The organism is Tenacibaculum soleae, from assembly GCF_030549005.1.
GTDB classification, from domain to species: Bacteria; Bacteroidota; Bacteroidia; order Flavobacteriales; family Flavobacteriaceae; genus Polaribacter; species Polaribacter soleae.
This window is the reverse complement of the sequence record NZ_JAUOSW010000003.1, coordinates 210,223-229,651: the sequence shown is the minus strand read 5'-3', so window position 1 is coordinate 229,651 and position 19,429 is coordinate 210,223. Positions and strand designations below refer to the sequence as shown.

The 19,429-nt window shown below is 29.0% G+C and carries 20 protein-coding genes and 1 other RNA gene; 10 read left to right on the top strand and 11 right to left on the bottom strand.

Annotation, left to right across the window (positions count from 1 at the left end; translation table 11 throughout):
- Positions 1-99: 99 nt before the first annotated feature.
- The 4 genes from mazG to ruvX are packed head-to-tail and all read right to left on the bottom strand — an operon-like array spanning position 100 to position 2,389.
- Complete coding sequence (gene mazG / locus Q4586_RS05595; protein WP_303527150.1) at positions 100-879, bottom strand: nucleoside triphosphate pyrophosphohydrolase; 780 nt, start codon at positions 877-879, stop codon at positions 100-102.
- Positions 880-882: 3 nt separating this feature from the next.
- Positions 883-1,308 (bottom strand): DUF5606 family protein, encoded by a 426-nt coding sequence (locus tag Q4586_RS05590; RefSeq protein ID WP_068705785.1) that lies wholly within the window; start codon positions 1,306-1,308, stop codon positions 883-885.
- Positions 1,309-1,336: 28 nt separating this feature from the next.
- Entirely contained in the window at positions 1,337-1,924 is a 588-nt protein-coding gene (gene def, locus Q4586_RS05585) for a peptide deformylase (RefSeq protein ID WP_068705786.1), read from the bottom strand.
- A gap of 54 nt (positions 1,925-1,978) precedes the next feature.
- Entirely contained in the window at positions 1,979-2,389 is a 411-nt protein-coding gene (ruvX, locus tag Q4586_RS05580; protein WP_068705787.1) for a Holliday junction resolvase RuvX, read from the bottom strand.
- Between the two features lie 116 nt (positions 2,390-2,505).
- Between ruvX and Q4586_RS05575 the strand changes: the two genes are divergently transcribed.
- The gene (locus Q4586_RS05575) at positions 2,506-3,321 is read left to right on the top strand and encodes a 2,3,4,5-tetrahydropyridine-2,6-dicarboxylate N-succinyltransferase (RefSeq protein ID WP_303527145.1); all 816 of its coding nucleotides are present in this window, start codon (positions 2,506-2,508) and stop codon (positions 3,319-3,321) included.
- Between the two features lie 38 nt (positions 3,322-3,359).
- On the opposite strand, the gene Q4586_RS05570 is transcribed toward Q4586_RS05575, so the two are convergent.
- Complete coding sequence (locus tag Q4586_RS05570; RefSeq protein ID WP_303527142.1) at positions 3,360-4,121, bottom strand: glycosyltransferase family 2 protein; 762 nt, start codon at positions 4,119-4,121, stop codon at positions 3,360-3,362.
- A 44-nt stretch (positions 4,122-4,165) separates the two neighbouring features.
- Here Q4586_RS05570 and Q4586_RS05565 point away from each other — a divergent pair, with 44 nt between their 5' ends.
- The 5 genes from Q4586_RS05565 (at position 4,166) to Q4586_RS05545 (ending at position 10,044) form a co-directional block, all read left to right on the top strand.
- A complete protein-coding gene (locus tag Q4586_RS05565) occupies positions 4,166-4,924 on the top strand; it encodes a glycosyltransferase family 32 protein (protein ID WP_068705792.1) in 759 nt (252 codons plus the stop codon).
- A 33-nt stretch (positions 4,925-4,957) separates the two neighbouring features.
- The gene (locus Q4586_RS05560; RefSeq protein ID WP_068705794.1) at positions 4,958-5,800 is read left to right on the top strand and encodes a glycosyltransferase; all 843 of its coding nucleotides are present in this window, start codon (positions 4,958-4,960) and stop codon (positions 5,798-5,800) included.
- 318 nt (positions 5,801-6,118) lie between these two features.
- Positions 6,119-8,062, top strand: a complete 1,944-nt coding sequence (locus tag Q4586_RS05555; protein WP_303527136.1) for an LTA synthase family protein — start codon at positions 6,119-6,121, stop codon at positions 8,060-8,062.
- 10 nt (positions 8,063-8,072) lie between these two features.
- A complete protein-coding gene (locus Q4586_RS05550; RefSeq protein ID WP_068705796.1) occupies positions 8,073-8,621 on the top strand; it encodes an L-threonylcarbamoyladenylate synthase in 549 nt (182 codons plus the stop codon).
- 4 nt (positions 8,622-8,625) lie between these two features.
- On the top strand, positions 8,626-10,044 hold the full coding sequence (locus tag Q4586_RS05545; protein WP_068705801.1) for a CCA tRNA nucleotidyltransferase: 1,419 nt from the start codon (positions 8,626-8,628) through the stop codon (positions 10,042-10,044).
- Between the two features lie 39 nt (positions 10,045-10,083).
- Here the strand turns inward: Q4586_RS05545 and Q4586_RS05540 are convergent, their stop codons facing one another.
- From Q4586_RS05540 to Q4586_RS05525, 4 genes are all read right to left on the bottom strand, one after another.
- Positions 10,084-11,913, bottom strand: a complete 1,830-nt coding sequence (locus Q4586_RS05540) for an ABC transporter ATP-binding protein (RefSeq protein ID WP_068705802.1) — start codon at positions 11,911-11,913, stop codon at positions 10,084-10,086.
- Positions 11,914-13,623: a phospho-sugar mutase gene (locus Q4586_RS05535; RefSeq protein ID WP_303527130.1), complete on the bottom strand. Its 1,710-nt coding sequence runs from the start codon at positions 13,621-13,623 to the stop codon at positions 11,914-11,916.
- Between the two features lie 32 nt (positions 13,624-13,655).
- A complete protein-coding gene (locus Q4586_RS05530) occupies positions 13,656-14,612 on the bottom strand; it encodes a glycosyltransferase family 2 protein (protein ID WP_068705805.1) in 957 nt (318 codons plus the stop codon).
- A 79-nt stretch (positions 14,613-14,691) separates the two neighbouring features.
- Positions 14,692-15,213, bottom strand: coding sequence for a DUF4199 domain-containing protein (locus tag Q4586_RS05525; RefSeq protein WP_068705806.1), 522 nt, complete (start codon positions 15,211-15,213; stop codon positions 14,692-14,694).
- A 164-nt stretch (positions 15,214-15,377) separates the two neighbouring features.
- Here Q4586_RS05525 and ffs point away from each other — a divergent pair.
- Positions 15,378-15,476, top strand: an RNA gene (ffs, locus tag Q4586_RS05520) — signal recognition particle sRNA small type.
- Between the two features lie 28 nt (positions 15,477-15,504).
- On the opposite strand, the gene Q4586_RS05515 is transcribed toward ffs, so the two are convergent.
- The gene (locus tag Q4586_RS05515; protein WP_068705808.1) at positions 15,505-16,437 is read right to left on the bottom strand and encodes a tyrosine recombinase; all 933 of its coding nucleotides are present in this window, start codon (positions 16,435-16,437) and stop codon (positions 15,505-15,507) included.
- Between the two features lie 114 nt (positions 16,438-16,551).
- On the opposite strand from Q4586_RS05515, the gene Q4586_RS05510 reads away from it, so the two are divergent.
- From Q4586_RS05510 to aroQ, 3 genes are all read left to right on the top strand, one after another.
- On the top strand, positions 16,552-17,037 hold the full coding sequence (locus Q4586_RS05510) for an outer membrane beta-barrel protein (RefSeq protein ID WP_303527123.1): 486 nt from the start codon (positions 16,552-16,554) through the stop codon (positions 17,035-17,037).
- 218 nt (positions 17,038-17,255) lie between these two features.
- Positions 17,256-17,750: a hypothetical protein gene (locus Q4586_RS05505; RefSeq protein WP_303527120.1), complete on the top strand. Its 495-nt coding sequence runs from the start codon at positions 17,256-17,258 to the stop codon at positions 17,748-17,750.
- Between the two features lie 99 nt (positions 17,751-17,849).
- Complete coding sequence (gene aroQ, locus Q4586_RS05500; RefSeq protein ID WP_303527118.1) at positions 17,850-18,266, top strand: type II 3-dehydroquinate dehydratase; 417 nt, start codon at positions 17,850-17,852, stop codon at positions 18,264-18,266.
- Here the strand turns inward: aroQ and Q4586_RS05495 are convergent.
- The gene (locus Q4586_RS05495) at positions 18,243-19,427 is read right to left on the bottom strand and encodes a lipoprotein N-acyltransferase Lnb domain-containing protein (RefSeq protein ID WP_303527116.1); all 1,185 of its coding nucleotides are present in this window, start codon (positions 19,425-19,427) and stop codon (positions 18,243-18,245) included. The genes aroQ and Q4586_RS05495 overlap by 24 nt on opposite strands.
- Positions 19,428-19,429 lie beyond the last annotated feature (2 nt).

The window sequence follows — 19,429 nt, the reverse complement described above, 5'->3', positions numbered from 1 at the left end:
GAAATCTTTTTACCAGAGAAGATTAAAAGAACGGTTTAAAGAAAGTTGATTTGTTTATTAATAGAATGATTACTTCACTACGTTGGCAATGACAAAATGTTATCTAAAAAATTCTTTTGATTTTTCCCAATATACATCCATTTCAGTTAAAGACATGTCAGATAAATCTTTACCTTCATTTTTAGCAGCTTTTTCTATATACTGAAAACGATTAATGAACTTTTTATTTGTTTTTTCTAATGCATTTTCTGGATTTACCTTAATAAAGCGTGCGTAGTTTATCATTGAAAATAATACATCACCAAATTCTTTTTCGATATTTTCTTGGTTTCCCGCTTTAATTTCGTCATTTAGTTCGGTAAGTTCTTCCTGTACTTTTTCCCAAACTTGTTGTGGCTCTTCCCAATCAAAACCAACACCAGCAACTTTATCTTGAATTCTATTTGCTTTAACAAGGGCAGGTAAACTTTTAGGAACTCCTTCTAAAACCGATTTGTTACCTTCTTTGAGCTTTAGTTTTTCCCAGTTTTGCTTAACTTCTTCTTCATTTCTAACTTCAACATCTCCATATATGTGTGGATGACGATCAATTAATTTATCAGAAATTGCATTGGCAACATCGGCAATATCAAAAGCTTGTTTTTCACTACCTATTTTAGCATAAAAGACGATGTGTAATAACACATCGCCTAATTCTTTTTTTATTTCTTGTAAATCATTGTCTAGAATGGCATCTCCTAGTTCGTAAGTTTCTTCAATTGTTAAATGGCGCAGACTTTCTAAGGTTTGTTTTTTATCCCACGGACACTTTTCACGAAGGTCGTCCATGATATCTAACAAACGGTTAAAGGCGCTTAATTGTTGCTTACGAGTATTCACGGTTTATTCTTTTTCAGTAGTTGTAGCTTCTTCTTGTTTAGTTAAAGCACTAAAATCAAAATCAGATGAAGCTAATGTATTATACCATTGAATTACTTTTTTTATGTTTGAAGCATATACACGCTCTTCGTCATAACCTGGTAAAATTTCACCAAAATAAGCGGTTAATTTAGCAGCACTTTCTTTATGAGAAATAGCTTCTTTACCATCTTCTTTATCAGCAATGTTTTTAAGAACAATTGCTAAAGGTACTTCCTCTTCATAAGTATAAATAGCTATGTTTTCTAATAAACTTACATTGTGTGTAGCGGTAATAGGAAAACGTTTTCCGTCTACAATCGATTTTACGATTACACCTGTTTTAGTTTGTGATAAGATTTGAAATAATCCTGGTTTACCAGTAACGGCAATAATTTTGTTAAATTCCATATTATAATATTTTTAATGTCTTGATAGACTATTTTCTTTTAACTTTAGGAAAACGCATTCTGTAACCTGCGTTAACTTTTCCTTTAGCTATGTTTTCTAATTTCTTTTTAATTAATCGTTTTTTTAATGAAGATAATTTATCGGTAAACAAAACTCCATCAATATGATCGTATTCGTGTTGAAAAACACGTGCTGCCAATCCGCCTAAAACTTCGGTATGACTTTCAAAATTTTCATCTTGATATTCAATCGTAATTGTTTCTTGACGAAAAACATCTTCACGCACATCAGGTATACTTAAACACCCTTCGTTAAAAGCCCATTCATCACCTTCTTCTTTAATAATTTTAGCATTGATAAATACACGATTAAAGTTTTTTAACACCTCTCTATCTTCTTCAGATAAATCTTCATCATCGGCAAAAGGAGAAGCATCAATTAAAAACAAACGAATGTCTTTTCCTATTTGTGGTGCTGCTAATCCTACACCTTGTGCGTTATACATTGTTTCTTTCATATCGGCAATTAATTTTTCTAACTGCGGATAGTCTTTATCGATTTCTTTTCCTACTTTACGTAATACGGGATCTCCGTAAGCAACAATGGGTAAAATCATGTTTTTAAATTTTTTAAGGAATGCGAAAATACAAAGAATCGTTTTGCAATAAAATTATTTGTTATATAAATATGACTGTAAAATAATTGTAGCACTAATTTCATCAACCAAAGCTTTGTTTTGACGTTGTTTTTTATTTAAACCACTATCAATCATTGTTTGAAAAGCCATTTTAGAGGTAAAACGTTCATCTTCACGCTTTATAGGAATGTTTGGAATTGATTTACTTAGTTTTTGTAAAAAAGGAATAATTAAAGTTTCACTTTCGCTATCAGAATTATCCATTTGTTTAGGTTTACCAATAATAAATAACTCAACGTTTTCTTTTTTAACATAATCTTTTAAAAAAGGAATTAGTTCTTTAGTTGTAATTGTTGTTAATCCAGAAGCAATAATTTGTAATTCATCAGTAACAGCAATTCCTGTTCTTTTTTTTCCGAAATCAATGGCTAATACTCTTCCCAAGTGTGTTGTTTTTTAGCAAAAATAAGCATTTTAAACAATGATAATACATCTGTTTAAAAAATGTATCTTCGCATTATATTGAGATAGAGATTTTATATTTGTAGAAAATTTAAAAGATGACAGAATTACAATCTATTATAGAAAAAGCATGGGATAACCGTGATTTATTACAAGAAGAGACTACTATAAACAGCATTAGAAAAGTTGTTGATTTATTAGATGCAGGAGAATTACGAGTAGCTGAGCCTACCGAAAATGGATGGCAAGTAAACGAATGGGTTAAAAAAGCAGTTGTATTGTATTTTCCAATTCAGAAAATGGAAACTTTAGAAGCTGGTATTTTTGAGTATCATGATAAAATTCCGTTAAAAAGAAACTTTAAAGAAAAAGGTATTCGTGTAGTACCAAATGCCGTAGCACGTCATGGAGCTTACATTTCAGCAGGAACAATTTTAATGCCTAGTTATGTAAATATAGGTGCATATGTAGATGAAGGAACTATGGTAGATACTTGGGCAACCGTAGGATCATGTGCTCAGATAGGTAAAAATGTACACTTATCTGGTGGTGTTGGTATTGGTGGTGTTTTAGAGCCTTTACAAGCTGCTCCTGTAATTATTGAAGATGGTGCTTTTATAGGTTCTCGTTGTATCGTTGTAGAAGGTGTTAAGGTAGAAAAGGAAGCTGTTTTAGGAGCAAATGTTGTATTAACAATGAGTACAAAAATTATTGATGTTACTGGTGATGAGCCTGTTGAAACTAAAGGAGTTGTTCCTGCTCGTTCAGTAGTAATTCCAGGTAGCTATACTAAAAAATTTGCGGCAGGTGAGTATCAAGTACCATGTGCGCTAATTATTGGTAAACGTAAAGAAAGTACTAATAAGAAAACTTCGTTAAATGATGCTCTTAGAGAGTATGATGTAGCGGTATAATAAGTTATATAAGAGGATGAATAAAAAGGTACGATATTTTAAATCGTACCTTTTTTATTTTCTTCATATAGTTTTCTAAGTTTGGCATATTTCATATAAGAAAAGAATGCTTGCATCATAGAAAATGTTATTCCATCTAAACCATGAAAAATCCCTTTTTTTAGAATATAACATCGAATAAAAGACCATATTCCGTGAGTAATAGGCGTAAAGAAGTTAACTTTTTTATTTTGTTCAAAATATTCTTCTGATTGCCAGGTAGTGTATAAATTATATTTACCTATAATCTGATGAAAGTCTTTCCATCCATAATGTAATAAATGTAATTTTGTTGTTTTTAAATTTGTAGCTTGTATACTTTGATGAACCTTGGTTGTAGCTGGTTTAGCAGTTTGTTTATTAAAAAAACGACAAGTATATGAAGGATACCAACCAGCAAAACTAATAGGTTGTTTTTTTAAGAAATTTTTTCTTCTAAAATTATAAGCATCATAAGGTTCTTTTAAATAATCTTCACTCTTAATAAACTGATAACTATCTTCATCTAAACGTTCATCAGCATCTAAATTTAAGATCCAGTCGTTTTTACAAAATTGTAATCCGTGTACTCTTTGTAATCCGTCACCTAAAAATTCTTGAGAGTATACTTTTGCTCCCATAGATTCAGCAATTTCAATAGTTTTATCTTTACTAAAAGAATCAATAATAATAATTTCATCACAAACTCTATTTAAAGAAATTATACAGTCTTTAATGTTTGACTCTTCATTAAAAGTAATTACTAACCCGCTTATGTTCATAAATATTATTGTAATTTTGTGTGGTCAAAAATACAATTATATAAATGATTCCAAAAATTATTCACTTCTGTTGGTATGGAAAAGGAGAGTACAACGAAACAATAAAGAAATGCATAGCTTCTTGGGAAGAAAAGTTACCTGATTATACAATTAAAAGATGGGATGAAACAAATACACCGTTTGATAAACTTCCTTTTCTAAGATTGCTTTACAAGCAAAAAAAATGGTCTTTTATTACCGATTATGTTCGGTTATATGCTTTGTATAAAGAAGGAGGAGTTTATATGGATACAGATATAGAGATGTTAAAAAGATTTGATGAGTTACATAAAGAAGAAGCTTTTACAGGTTTTCAAACAGATATGATTTCTTCTCCTTTTCCTGTAGCAGCTGGTATTATTGGAGCAAAAAAAGGTAATTCTTTTATATTGGATTGTATTAAAGAAACGGAAAAGAAGCAACGTTTGAAATTTAATGGAATGGGAGGGCCTCCTATTTTAACAAAAGTATTAAAAGATTATGGTTTAAAAGTATATAAAACGCAAACTATAAAAGATGTATTAGTATTGGATAAAAAATATTTTTACCCATTTTATATTACTGAAAAGTTTACAGAAACTTGTATTAAACCTGAAACAATTTGTATTCATTGGTGGCAAGATTCTTGGGGTAATAAGAAAAAAGGAGGGACGTATATTTTAGATAGTTTAAGTAGAAAATTACAAAAATTGCCGCTAATTTTGTTAAATAGGATAAGATTTAATTTTTTTAAAAAAAGTTTTTATCTAATAAATAATTTATAAGATAAATAAAAAAACACTTTTTAATATACATATATGTTTTTATCTATTGTTATTCCTGTTTATAATACGCCTATAGCTTTTTTAAGTGAATGTATTGAAAGTTTAGATCACATTCCATTGTCAATTGCTTACGAAGTCATAATTGTAAATGATGAATCTACAAATGAAGATACACTAAATTATTTATCAAATTTAGATAAAAAAAAGTATCATATAATTTATAAAAAAAATGGAGGACCAGGCTCGGCTAGAAATGTAGGAATTAAAAAAGCGAAAGGAGAATATATTTTTCCTTTAGATGCTGATGATATACTAAATGGCGATTTTAGTTTATTTGTTACTTACCTTAAAGAAAACGATAGTGTAGATGTATTGTATGGAGATTTATTATATTTTGGAGATGTAAATAAAGTAGAAAAAAATCATGAATTTAATAAGATAGCATTATGGTTTGAAAATAACATAGTACCTATGTGTTCTTTTGTTAGAAGAAGCCTTTGGGAAAAAGTTGAAGGATTTGATGAGAACTTAAAGACTTTTGAAGATTATGATTTTTGGATTCAATGCGCTGTTAAGGGAGGAGAATTTAAATATTTACCGATGTCTACTTATAAATACCGCGTTATTGATGACGGAGCTTCACGATATCAAAATACAAGAGAGTTGCATAAAAAATATTTTAAAATTATTAGAGATAGAGTACCTGTAAAGGAAATTACTTTTTTAGGTTTAATAAAATTTATGAAAGGATATTATTTAAAAAAAAGAAAAAAGAAAGATTCTTTTTTTACAAAAGTTATTAATTATGTCCGTACTTTTCTCAAAACAATAGAAATTTTAAAAAGAATTAGTTTATCTCTTTTTAGGAGAGTTTAAATTATAATAGATTATTTTCATTAAGCTTTTTACTAGATATTAATTATTTTTAAGTAGATTTTATATTATAAAAGAAGAAAATACTTGAAAATAAATAAGGATTTAATCTTTAAGATATTAAATATATTTATAAGATGTAGCTAGAAGAATAATGTATATACTTAAAAGTATTATTATTTTAAATGGTATGATTTGGTCTTTTAATATCATTTTAATTACTGTATAATATATAGTAGATTTGCGAAAAAGATAAAAAAACAATTTATGCGCTTTAAACTCCCTAATTATTTAAGATTTTTATTCATAAACATTTTTTGTTTGTTTGGATTTCTATTCTTATTAAGAATAATTTTTTACTTTTTATTTATAAGTGATTTAACTATAAATTCAGATGAAATTAACAAATCTCTTTTTTTAGGATTGCGTTTTGATTTAAAGTTGGCTATAATTGCATTTATACCATTAGCTTTATTTTACATAGTAGTAAGGAATTTTTTTAAAAAAGGAATTTTCAAAAAAATATATATAGTATATACAACTGTCATATATATAATACTATTAGCATTTTATCTATTTGATTATGGGCATTATGCTTATTTAGATTTACGCTTAAATGCTAATGCTCTGCGTTTTTTAGGTAATTTAAATATCTCAACTCAATTTGTTTTTGATACATATCCGGTATATAAAGGGGCTATTGGTTTTATTATATTCATTTATATAATAATAAAAATTAATAATTTTATTTATAAAGCTTTTAAGAGAAGAGATTTTATATCCTCAAAAAAAAGTAAAATAGTATTTTCAATAATAACAACACTTCTTTTAGCTTTTGGTATTTTTAGTAGTGTGCAGCATTACCCATTACGTTGGAGCCAGGCTTTTTTTTCAAAAAATAAAAGTGTAAATCAATTTACTTTAAATCCTGTATTGTACTTTTTTGATAGCTTTAAATTTAGAAACGAAAGTTATGATATAAACGAAACAAAAAAATATGCTGGAGTAATTAATAAACATTTAGGAATACCATCTGATAGTTTACTATTTAAAAAGAGTTTTACTTTTTCAGATAGCCTTAAAGTAAAAAAGCCTAATGTGGTTTTTGTAATGTTAGAATCCCTAGGAAATGCTTCATTGGGATATTACGGAAACCCACTTAAAGTTACTCCAACAATAGATAGCCTATTAAATAATAGTGTTAATTTTACGAATCATTATGTACCTAAGGTATCAACGGCAGCATCAGTTTTTGGGAGTATTACGGGATTACCTGATGTTGTTAATGTACGTACAGCTTCAAGAAACCCAATGATTATAAACCAACGTGTTTTATTTGATCAGTTTAAAGGTTATAAGAAGCTATATTTTATTGGAGGAAGTGCAAATTGGGCTAATATACGTGCGGTTTTCCAGTCTAATATAAAAGGATTAAAAATTTATGAAGAAGGAGCTTATAAGCATGAAGATAGAGCCGATGTTTGGGGAATAGATGATTATGATTTATTTAAAGAGTCTAATAAAGAGCTTGAAGAATTACACAAAAAAGAAGAACCTTTTGTTGCTTTTATACAAACAGCCACTAATCACCAACCATTTACAGTACCAGAAAAAAGAGATAGTTTTGTACCTATAAAAGAAATTGATGAATCAGTATTAAAAGAAGCAGGCTCGCGTACTTTAGCTCAAGTAAATGGTATTCGTTATTTAGATTTTAACATAAAACGATTTTTAGAAAGAGCAAAGAAATCAGGTTATCATGATAATACCATATTTGTTTTTTTTGGTGATCATCAAGATCATCAGATGGGAGTAGGCTTAGTAAAACATTACAAACCAACTGAAAGTAAATTAGGCGTTTTAACACATAATGTACCTTTGTTTATACATGCTCCTAAATTACTAAAGCCAAGAGTATTTACTAAACACATGAACTTAGTAGACATGTTTCCAACAACAATGGCGTTAGCAAAAATTAATTATACAAACTATACTTTAGGTGTTAATGTTTTAGATACAATACCACGTACTAATTTTTCTTTTATATACAGATATTTAAACGGAGAACCTGCCTCTGGGGTTGTTCAGGATTCGTTATTTTATTATCAAACGGTTTTAAGCAAAAAGTCAAAATTAATAAACCTTAATGATACAAGTTTAAATGATATAAGTGATAAACATCCAAATAAAAATAAAGAAATGGATAGTTTATTAAATGCCTTTTATCAGAGTACAAAATATCTTTATTTTAACAATAAAAAATAATTAATTTCTGATGTTTAAAAACATTCTTAAAAAATTAAATGCAGGAAAAATTATTTTGTACCCAACAGATACTGTTTGGGGAATAGGATGTGATGCTACAAATGAAGCAGCTGTAAAAAACATCTATCAACTAAAAGAAAGAGAAGAGTCTAAAAGCCTTATAATTTTAGTTTCTTCAATAGATATGTTAAAGGAATATGTTTTAGAAATTCCTGATGAAGCTATTAAAATTTTAAATAGATTTAAAAAGCCAACAACTATAATATATAATAATCCGATAAGGTTGGCTAAAAATACTATTGCTTCTGATAATTCAATAGCTATTAGAATACCTAAAGATGAGTTTTGTATTGAAATGATTGAAAGATTTGGTAAACCTATTGTTTCTACATCGGCAAACGTAAGTGGAGAACCAACACCCAAATCGTTTTCAGAAATAAGTAAAGCTATTTTAAATAATGTTGATTATACAGTACCTTTACATCAAAATAGAATTAATAAAAAGTCGTCTACTATTTTAAAAATTGAAGATGATCAAATAAAGGTTATTAGAGAATAATTAAATGCAAGAACAATATTTTAAAGAAGCAATTTCTGCTGAAATATTTCAATATATAAGTAAAGCAGCCGAAGAATTACAATTAGAAAGTTATGTGATTGGAGGTTTTGTACGAGATTTTATTTTACAAAGAGGTACCGCAAAAGATATTGATGTAGTTGCTATTGGTAGTGGAATTGAGTTGGCTGAAAAAGTAGCTTCTTTGTTACCAAACAAACCAAAAGTTCAAGTTTTTAAAACGTACGGAACAGCAATGTTACGTTTTAAAGAGATTGAAATAGAGTTTGTAGGGGCTCGTAAAGAATCTTATAAAGAAAATAGTAGGAATCCAGAAGTGAAGTCAGGGACTTTACAAGATGATCAAAATAGGCGTGATTTTACAATAAACGCATTAGCTTTAAGTTTAAATAAAGACAATTTCGGGCTATTACTAGATCCTTTTAATGGAATAGCTGATTTACAAGCTAAAATTATAAAAACACCGTTAGATCCAGATATTACCTATTCTGATGATCCTTTGCGAATGATGAGAGCCATTCGTTTTGCTACGCAATTAAACTTTAAAATAGAAGCAGAGTCGTTAAGTGCCATTGCTAAAAATGCAAAAAGAATCGATATTATTACCAAGGAAAGAATAATCGTTGAGTTGAATAAGATTTTAGAAGCCAAAAAGCCTTCAATTGGTTTTTTACTTTTAGAAGAAACAGGGTTATTAAATAGAATTATTCCTGAATTAATTGCATTAAAAGGAGTAGAGGAAGTTGAAGGTCAAAAGCATAAAGATAATTTTTATCACACCTTAGAGGTTGTTGATAATATAGCTGTAAACACTGAGGATGTTTGGCTACGTTGGGCAGCTTTATTACACGATATAGGTAAAGCACCTACAAAACGTTATCATAAAAAACAAGGATGGACGTTTCATGCACATGAGTTTGTAGGTTCTAAAATGGTATTTAAATTATTTAAACGCTTAAAAATGCCCTTAAATAATAAAATGAAATTTGTTCAAAAAATGGTCATGTTAAGTTCACGACCAATTGTGTTAGCAAGTGATGTAACAGATTCGGCTGTTCGTAGATTAGTTTTTGATGCTGGTGATGATGTAGATTCTTTAATGACTTTATGTGAAGCTGATATTACAACCAAAAACGCTAAGAAATTTAATCGTTACCATAAAAACTTTGAACTTGTTCGTAAAAAAATTAAAGAAGTAGAAGAGCGAGATAAAGTGCGTAATTTTCAACCACCAATTACAGGAGAGGAAATAATGAAAGCTTTTAATTTAACCCCATGTAGAGAAATAGGAGTAATAAAAGAAGCTATAAAAGAAGCTATTTTAGAGGGCGAAATAGCTAATGAACATGAGGTTTGTTATGAGTATATGCTAACTAAGGGGCAACAATTAGGATTAAAAAAATAAATCAATAAAAAAGGGAAGTTTTAAAACTTCCCTTTTTTATTATGTTAATGACTGCATGGAAACTAACTTAAAATATTCTCCTTTTTTGGCAAGTAATTCATCATGTTTACCTTGTTCAACTATCTTCCCTTTTTTCATTACAACAATTAAGTCAGCGTTTTGAATTGTTGATAAACGATGTGCAATAACTAAAGAAGTTCTGTTTTTCATCATTTTTTCTAAGGCTTGTTGAACCAATTGCTCAGATTCAGTGTCTAAAGCTGAAGTTGCTTCATCTAACACCATTATAGGAGGGTTTTTTAAAACCGCACGAGCAATAGATAAACGTTGCTGTTGACCTCCTGAAAGAGAGTTACCTCCATCACCTATATTAGTATCATATTGATTTGGTAAATCTTTTATAAATTCATGTGCATTTGCAATTTTAGCAGCCTCTAATATAGTTTTGTCAATCGGGCTATCAATACCTAATGTTAAATTATTTTTAACAGAATCATTAAATAAAATAGATTGTTGTGTAACAATTCCCATTAACCCTCTTAACGATTTTTTAGACATTTCTTTAATATCTACTCCATCAATTTCTATAATACCATCATTTACATCATAAAATCGAGTAATAAGGTTTGCTAAAGTAGATTTACCACTTCCAGATTGTCCTACTAATGCTACAGTTTCCCCTTTTTTTATTGTTAGGGAAAAGTTTTTTAGTACATAATCATCTAAATATTTAAATGATATATTTTTAAAGGTGATTGCATTATCAAAGCTGTTTTTAATAAGAGCATTTTCTTTATCAATAATAGTGTTTTTAGTTTCTAAGATTTCTAAAACCCTCTGAGCTGATGCATCGCCTTTTTGAATACCTGAATAAGCTGTTGCTATGGCTTTTGCTGGGTTTAATACTAAATAAAATAAACCAATGTATCCAAAAAAGTCTTGTGGTTTCATTGTTCCTTCTCCGGTTAAAACCAATTTACCTCCAAACCATAAAATAGCTATAATGGTAGTTACTCCTAAAAACTCGCTTGTTGGAGAAGCTAAGGTTTTTCTATGAATAACTTTTGTCATCAAACTAGAATAGTTTTTTGTAGATTTTTTAAATTTTTTATCAATTTTATTTTCAGCATTAAAACCTTTAATAACTTTTAATCCAGTCAAAGTTTCTTCAATAAATGATAAAAAAAAGCCATTTTCTTGTTGTGCCAGTAACGAATTTGCTTTTAATTTTTTGCTAATTGATGATATTATAAAACCCGAAACAGGTAATAAAATAAAAACAAAAAGAGTTAATTCTGCACTAATAGCAAACATAGATGCTAATGTAAAAACTATGGTTAAAGGTTCTCTTACAATTGTTTCTAACGAAGTTAAAAAAGAGTATTCTATTTCAGTGACATCAGATGTCATTCTAGAAATAGTATCACCTTTTCTCTTTTCTGAAAAATAAGAAATAGGTAATTCTAAAATTTTAGCGTATAAACTATCACGTAAATCTTTTACAACACCATTTCTTAAAAAAGCTAATACATATGATGCGAAATATCTAAATAGATTTTTAAAGAAAAATAAAATAAATGATAGCATACAAATAAACAGTAAAGCTGTTTCAATACCACCACTTTCAATCATTTGAGTAACTTTAAAGTTTAAAGAACCTTGCACGTAATCTGAAATAGAGGAAAGACCAGTGTATTTGGGCTGTGTAAATGTTTTTTCTGTTTTTCCGAATAAAATACCTAACACAGGAATAAATCCTAAGACAGATAACACATTAAAAATAGCATATAGGATATTAAAAAGAACATTTAATAGTGCGTATTTACGATAAGGTTTAGCGTACGCTAATATTTTTTTAAAATAATTCATTTAAAAGTTAAGTTCTTTTATAATTCTTTGAATTTTTATATCTAATTCTTTTTCGATAGCAACAGCATTATCAATTGCGTCTAATTTTGATTTTACACTAAAATAAAACTTAATTTTAGGTTCTGTTCCACTAGGACGAGCCGCAATTTTAGTTCCATCTTCAGTTTGATATATTAAAACGTTAGATTTTGGAAGATCTATAACCATTTTTTCACCAGTAATTAGATTCTTTTTAATAGATGATTGATAGTCATATAAAAATTCCACCTTAGCGTTATCTATTTCAGTAAACGGATTGTTACGTAAATCAACCATCATTTGTTTAATTTTCGCAGCACCATCCATTCCTTTTTTTACAATAGCAATTAAATGTTCTTTATAAAAATGATGACGGGTGTATAAGCTTAATAATTCGTTGTAAAACAAACTTTTATTTGCTTTTGAATGCGCAGCAATTTCACAAGCCAATAGGGCAGCGGTAACCGCGTCTTTATCGCGAACAAAATCACTAACCATGTAACCAAAACTTTCTTCACCACCACCAATAAAATTTAGTTCAGGGTGGTCTTTAATCATTTTAGCAATCCATTTAAAACCAGTTAAACCAACTTTTGTTTCAACTCCATATGATGCTGCAATTTCATTTACTAAATTCGTAGATACGATGGTAGATCCTACAAACTGTTTACCATTTAACTTTCCTTTATTTTTCCAATCATTAATTAAAAAGTCGGTCATCATACTCATGGTTTGATTTCCGTTTAATAATTTCATATTGCCTTCTAAATCACGAACAGCAATACCAATTCTGTCCGAATCTGGATCGGTACCAATAACAATGTCAGCATCAATTTTATTTGCCAACTCAACTGCCATTTTTAAAGCTGCTGGTTCTTCTGGATTTGGAGATTTTACCGTTGGGAAACTTCCGTTAGGCGCTTCTTGTTCCTTTACAATATGAACTTGCGTGTAACCAGCACGTTTTAAAACTTCTGGAATTAATTTAATAGCTGTTCCGTGTAAATTAGTAAAAACAATTTTTAAATTTTCACGCCCTTTTACATCAAAAGTTCCGTTTTTAATAGATGCTTGCCAAAAGGCCTCATCTACTTCTTTACCAATTAATTCAATTAAGTTTTCTTGTGCCTCAAATTTAATTTCAGAAAAAGCTAATGAATTTACTTCGTTTATAATTTTTGTATCATGTGGTGGTACAATTTGCCCTCCGTCATTCCAATATACTTTGTAACCGTTATATTCTGGCGGATTATGAGAAGCTGTTAAAACAATACCAACATCGCAACCTAAATGATTTACCGCAAATGATAACTCGGGAGTAGGACGTAGGTCTTCAAAAAGAAATACCTTAATATTATTAGCAGAAAACACATCGGCAACTACTTTTGATAACCATTTACTATCGTGACGACAGTCGTAACCAATGGCAACTTTTATTTCTTTATTAGGATAAGTTTGATGTAAATAATTACTTAAACCTTGTGTTGCTTTACCTAAAGTATATTTATTAATTCGGTTGGTTCCTGCACCTACAATTCCGCGCATTCCTCCTGTACCAAATTCTAAATTTTTATAAAAACGATCTGCTAAATCATCAGAATTAGTATCGATTAATTGTTGAATTTCATTTTTGGTTTCTGTATCAAATGTATCAGATAACCATAATTTTGCTTTGTTTAAAATCTCTTTCATTTGTCAAATTAAAACGTACAAAGATACGCGTTTTATAAATTTAGTTTTTGTTTGATTTTATAATGTTTTTGTTGTGGATTACTTTTAATAATTAATTCTCCTAAAAAACCTGCCAAAAACAATAAAGTTCCTAAAACCATTGAGGTTAAAGCAATATAAAACCAAGGATTACTGGTTACTAAAATGGTTTTTATTCCGGTTGATAATCGGTATATTTTCATAGCTCCAATAAAAAAAGCAGCAAAGAAACCGAAGATAAACATTAAGCTACCCCAAAGGCCAAAAAAATGCATTGGTCGTTTGCCAAATTTTGATAAAAATGAAATAGTAATTAAATCTAAAAAACCGTTTACAAAGCGATCCATTCCAAATTTTGTAACGCCGTATTTTCTTGCTTGATGTTGTACTACTTTTTCGCCAATAATATTAAAGCCTTCGTTTTTTGCTAAAACAGGAATGTAACGATGCATTTCGCCACTTACTTTTACGGTTTTAACAACTTCATTTTTATAAGCTTTTAATCCGCAGTTAAAATCATGTAATTTTAAACCAGATGTTTTACGAGCAGCCCAATTAAATAATTTTGAAGGAATGTTTTTAGTTACCACATTGTCATAACGTTTCTTTTTCCATCCAGAAATTAAATCGAAGTTTTCGTTAATTATTAAATTGTATAATTCAGGAATTTCATCAGGACTGTCTTGTAAGTCGGCATCCATAGTAATTACAACTGCTCCTTTAGCTAAATTAAAACCAGCATCTAATGCTTGTGATTTACCGTAGTTACGTTGAAAACGAATCCCTTTTACAGCACTGTTTTTTGTTGATAATTGCTCAATTACTTGCCAAGAAGTATCGGTGCTACCATCATCAATAAATATTATTTCATATAAATAACGATTGGATTGCATAACGTTTGCAATCCAATCATGTAATTCTTGTAAAGATTCATCTTCGTTAAGAAGTGGTATTACTACCGATATATCCATATTATAGGTGCAAAATTTAAAAAAGGTAAAGTTACAAAGTCTTTTGTAAACTTTATAGCTTTACCTTTTTAAAGTATTCTTAATATTGATCTTCTTCTGTTTTTTTCATGATTGCGCCTCCGATAGCAGAAATAATAAAACCAAAAAATGCTGAAACAACAATTGATACAGGTATTGTAATTGCTGGGCCTCCAAATTTTTTAGCCATTTCTTCAGATGCTTCAATCTGCTCGTCATTCATGCCAGCATCTAACCAAGCTTGTTTTTGAATTTCCATCATTTGTGCTTCAAAACCAGGTTCAATTACATTGATAAATATTAAAGTGTAAACAGCACTAATAACAGCACTAAATACGGCAATTCCTACACCTACTTTTAAAGCTTCTCCAAAAGTTAAAAAACCTCCAGTATTAGCTTTAAATTTTTTAATACCTAAAATGATTAAGGCAATCATGGCCACAAAACCTAAAACACCGGTTATCCATTGAAATTTAATTAAGTTACCTGTTGCATAAAATATTAAATGAATGAATATGCCGATTAAACCTAAGTATAATCCATAATTTAAAATAATGTTTTTACTGTTTGCTTGATTTTCCATTGTTTGAGTTTAGTTAGTTAACAAATATATTATTTTGTTTTCGAATCGGGTTGTTGTAAAAAAAAGATTCTTAACAATAGGTTAGTATTCAAAGAGTTAAAAAAGTTACAAAAAAAAGCTTTTTTTTTTCATTGTTTTTATCAAAAAAGGCTGTAAATTTGCAGCGGCAAGTTCTACACAACTAGCTCCCTTTGAATCCCCCAGGGTGGGAACGCAGCAAGGGTATTAGGTTGTAGCAGTGTGATGTAGGTAGCTTGCCATTTTTTGTACCCAATAGTTTCGTAAAACTATTTACTTTTCTTGTTTTTTATCATCATTTAAATTAATATCACTTCTTGGGTGATGTAATTCTACTACTTCTTTCAAATAGCTAGTATCTAAATGTACATAAATCTCAGTAGTTGTAATACTTTCATGTCCTAGTAATTGTTGTATCACTCGTAAATCGGCACCGTGTTTTAATAAATAAGTAGCAAAAGAGTGTCGTAATGTGTGTGGACCAATATTTTTTTTAAGATTTATTTTTATAGCCAATTCTTTTAAAATAATAAAAATCATCTGACGGGTTAAACGTTTGCCACGTCTGTTTAAAAAAACAATATCTTCATCATCCTTTTTTGGGGTTATTTTAGAGCGAATATCATAAATATAGAAGTTTAAATAATTAATGGTGGTTTTATGAATAGGTACAAAACGGAATTTATTCCCCTTTCCTAAAATACGTATGTAACCATCATCAAAAAATAAATCAGATAATTGTAGGTTTATTAATTCACTAACACGCAAACCACAACTAAAAATAGTTTCGACAATTGTTTTGTTTCGTTCGCCTTGCGGATGACTTAAATCAATGGCAGCAATTAAAGCATCAACTTCTTCTTTTTCTAACGTATCTGGTAGTTTTCTGGTAATATTAGGACTTTCAATTAAATCAGTAGGATTATCTTGGCGATAGTCTTCAAAAATCAAATAATCAAAAAAACTTCGCAAGCCTGAAATTAAACGTGCTTGACTTCTGGGGTTTATTGTTTTGCTACTTTCATAAATAAAGGTTTGAATAATGTCAGAAGATATATTTATTGGAGCATATTTTTTTTTAAGAGTATCAATAAATAAAACGAGTTTTTTTATATCTCTATGATAACTATCAATAGAGTTTTTAGAGAGCCCTCTTTCTATTTTTAAATAATTAATATAATCGTATGTTGCTTGTTTCCAGTTCAAACCGTAATAATTTAAAATATACCCAAAATTGGGTATATTTAGTTTTCTGATTTTTTTTTTTCAAAAATAAGCTTTAATTTGCAGGAACAATTAAACAGAACATAAATTAAAATTATGAAAAAATTATTATTTTTAGTAGCAGTAGTTGCAGCATCATTTACTGCAAATGCACAAGGACAATTTAATGCAGGTGTTAATTTAGGTTTACCAGTAGGTGATGCTTCTAATGTATCTTCATTTGCTTTTGGAGTTGAAGCGAATTATTTATTTGAAGTTTCTGACGAATTTAAAGTAGGGCCAACAGCATCTTACGTACATTTTTTAGGAAAAGACGGTCTTGATGCACCTTCTTTCTTACCTTTAGGAGGGGCTGCAAGATACAGTGTGTCTGACGAGTTTGTTGTAGGAGCTGATTTAGGTTTAGCTTTAGGTATGGCTAACGCATCAGGATCATCATTTTTTTATAGACCAATGGTAGGTTATAACATCAGTGAAACAATGATGGTACAAGCTTCATATATGGGTATGTCGGTAGATTCAGGTTTAGGAGGTTCTTCAACATTTGCGACTTTTAGTGCAGGACTAATGTTTGCATTATAAAAAAAATAAGATATAATAAGTTAAAGGGAGCAATATTGCTTCCTTTTTTTATGTTTTAAAATTAAAAAACAATAATTTTATTTATAAGTTTTTGATAATTTGATGCTTAGGTTTTTTGTGTGTGTTTAGCTTAGATTTATTTTATAAAAAGTGTTGTGTAGTATAAAAATAGCACTATTTTTGCAGCTCAAATTTATAAAATAAAAATTTAAAGGATTATGAAAAAATTATTATTAGTTATCGCTATCGTTGCTGCTGGGTTTACTGCAAACGCACAAGAGTCTAACGGACAAACAGCTAAAGGAAAATGGGTAATTGAAGCTAACACTGGTTCTGCTGCTACAGGAAACACTGTTTTTTCTTTTGCTTCTTCTGATGGAGATTCAAATTTTGCTATTGGATTAGATGGAGGTTACTTTATTCAAGATGATTTAGCTATTAAAGGAGGTTTAGGTTACAATGATGGACAAGAAGCTTTTACTTATAAAGTAGGTGCTGAGTATTATATCGCTGGTCAGTTTCCAGTAGGAATCGACTTTACAGGTACTTCTTATGATACACATAGTGTAAACTGGTTAGGTTTACAAGCAGGTTATGCATACTTTTTAGGAGAAAATGTAGCGGTTAAGCCAGCTTTAAGATATAACATTGGTTTAGAAGATGGTCAAAAAGGATTATTCCAAGGATTAATTGGTTTTGCTTTATATTTCTAAGAAATAAACAAAATAAATTACTAAAAAGAGAAGCAAATTGCTTCTCTTTTTTTATGCTCAAAATTTAAAAATAGTATTTTAGCTTTTTAAAATAAAAGAATGAAAAAAATAATAATTATAAACGGTCCAAACTTAAATTTATTAGGAAAACGTGAGCCTGAAATTTATGGTTCAAATTCTTTTAAAGATTTTTTTGATGGGCTAAAAGAAGAGTATACCACAATACAGTTAGAGTATTATCAATCTAATATTGAAGGTGAAATTATAAATAAATTACATGAAGTAGGTTTTAATTTTGATGGTATAATTTTAAATGCAGCTGCTTACACACATACATCTGTTGGTATTGCTGATGCAGTTAAAGGTATTGAAACCCCTGTAATTGAAGTGCATATTTCAAATGTACATTCGCGTGAAGATTTTCGTCATGTAAGTTATATTGCTCCCAATGCAAAAGGTGTAATCACAGGTTTTGGTTTGCAAAGTTATGAATTAGCGATTCAGAGTTTTTTGTAAAAACCAATATCTAATACTTAGTAAAATTAATAGCGGAATTAAGGTTATTGAAAATAACTGAGTTGCTGTAATCCAAATAATAATGGCTATTATTAAAAAAAGGTGTAATACCAAACAATATTTAGCAATCCAATTGGGCGTATTTTTTTTTAATAAAAAGAAAGCCACAACTATATTAGGTAAAAATGCCCATAAGAAATTAAAATTATTAGGAGCGGTAGAATGATTGGTGTAAAACCATAAATAAACAATTAAAAGGCCTATGATACCTGTTGTGAAAAATAACGTAAAGTCAAGTAATTTAGTTCTTGTTTTGTTTTTATAATCTTTATAAGTAATATATAACCCAAATAAAGATAATAGTGAGAGTATTAAAAATGGTGAAAAAGGATCACTTTTTGACTCTTTTTCTTCAAAATCTAATAAAATACTTGTTTTTGAGACTAAATTTACTTTTTTCCCTTCTTTTAAAATCTTAGAGTTTTTTAAAGCTTTAAAAACATAGTCAGGTAAATATAAATATTCGTTTGCTGTTGCTATTTGGTCTAATCTGTTTCCTAAGGCAACATTAATACCCAAGCTTCCCCAAGTATTGGGATGAATTTCTTTATTCATCAATTGTCTTAAAGATAAATTTTTAGTAACAAAATCATTATTAAAAATTAAATTAGTGCCTACTACTTTTTTTATAATATCACGAGGTTTTGTGGCACAATTATCAAAAAAAGGATCGTATAAATATCCAGCATTTTTTGGTAGTGCATTTGTTTCTAAAATAGTAAAAAACTGTTGCTTCTGTTGTTGTGTTAAATTTAAAACTTGTTCTTTTACCCAGCGTTTATCTTGTTGATTACTTTTTAAAGCTAAGTAAAAAGGATATTTAGCCAACATATATTTCATATAACCTTTGGTAAAATCGGCATAAAAAGTAGGGTTGTCAAAATCAAAAATTCCGTAATTATAAATTAAATCTAATTGTAAGGCAGCATCCTTAACACGAATAGCAGTATGTCCAAATTTTTCATATAAAACTTCACCAGGCCCAGAGGTGATAATACTTATTTGCGAAGCTGCGGATAATTTTTTTGTCGTAACTATTTGCGAAAAAATAATTTGATAACAAAAAAGTATTATCAAAAAAGGAATGGTCTTTTTCATCATAA

What these genes read in the sequence shown, in the direction of transcription:
- Q4586_RS05590 (WP_068705785.1), bottom strand. Translation starts at nt 1,308, where the DNA reads ATGGAATTTAACAAAATTATTGCCGTTACTGGTAAACCAGGATTATTT.
- def (WP_068705786.1), bottom strand. Translation starts at nt 1,924, where the DNA reads ATGATTTTACCCATTGTTGCTTACGGAGATCCCGTATTACGTAAAGTA.
- Q4586_RS05575 (WP_303527145.1), top strand. Translation starts at nt 2,506, where the DNA reads ATGACAGAATTACAATCTATTATAGAAAAAGCATGGGATAACCGTGAT.
- Q4586_RS05570 (WP_303527142.1), bottom strand. Translation starts at nt 4,121, where the DNA reads ATGAACATAAGCGGGTTAGTAATTACTTTTAATGAAGAGTCAAACATT.
- Q4586_RS05565 (WP_068705792.1), top strand. Translation starts at nt 4,166, where the DNA reads ATGATTCCAAAAATTATTCACTTCTGTTGGTATGGAAAAGGAGAGTAC.
- Q4586_RS05560 (WP_068705794.1), top strand. Translation starts at nt 4,958, where the DNA reads ATGTTTTTATCTATTGTTATTCCTGTTTATAATACGCCTATAGCTTTT.
- Q4586_RS05550 (WP_068705796.1), top strand. Translation starts at nt 8,073, where the DNA reads ATGTTTAAAAACATTCTTAAAAAATTAAATGCAGGAAAAATTATTTTG.
- Q4586_RS05545 (WP_068705801.1), top strand. Translation starts at nt 8,626, where the DNA reads ATGCAAGAACAATATTTTAAAGAAGCAATTTCTGCTGAAATATTTCAA.
- Q4586_RS05540 (WP_068705802.1), bottom strand. Translation starts at nt 11,913, where the DNA reads ATGAATTATTTTAAAAAAATATTAGCGTACGCTAAACCTTATCGTAAA.
- Q4586_RS05535 (WP_303527130.1), bottom strand. Translation starts at nt 13,623, where the DNA reads ATGAAAGAGATTTTAAACAAAGCAAAATTATGGTTATCTGATACATTT.
- Q4586_RS05530 (WP_068705805.1), bottom strand. Translation starts at nt 14,612, where the DNA reads ATGGATATATCGGTAGTAATACCACTTCTTAACGAAGATGAATCTTTA.
- Q4586_RS05525 (WP_068705806.1), bottom strand. Translation starts at nt 15,213, where the DNA reads ATGGAAAATCAAGCAAACAGTAAAAACATTATTTTAAATTATGGATTA.
- Q4586_RS05510 (WP_303527123.1), top strand. Translation starts at nt 16,552, where the DNA reads ATGAAAAAATTATTATTTTTAGTAGCAGTAGTTGCAGCATCATTTACT.
- Q4586_RS05505 (WP_303527120.1), top strand. Translation starts at nt 17,256, where the DNA reads ATGAAAAAATTATTATTAGTTATCGCTATCGTTGCTGCTGGGTTTACT.
- aroQ (WP_303527118.1), top strand. Translation starts at nt 17,850, where the DNA reads ATGAAAAAAATAATAATTATAAACGGTCCAAACTTAAATTTATTAGGA.
- Q4586_RS05495 (WP_303527116.1), bottom strand. Translation starts at nt 19,427, where the DNA reads ATGATGAAAAAGACCATTCCTTTTTTGATAATACTTTTTTGTTATCAA.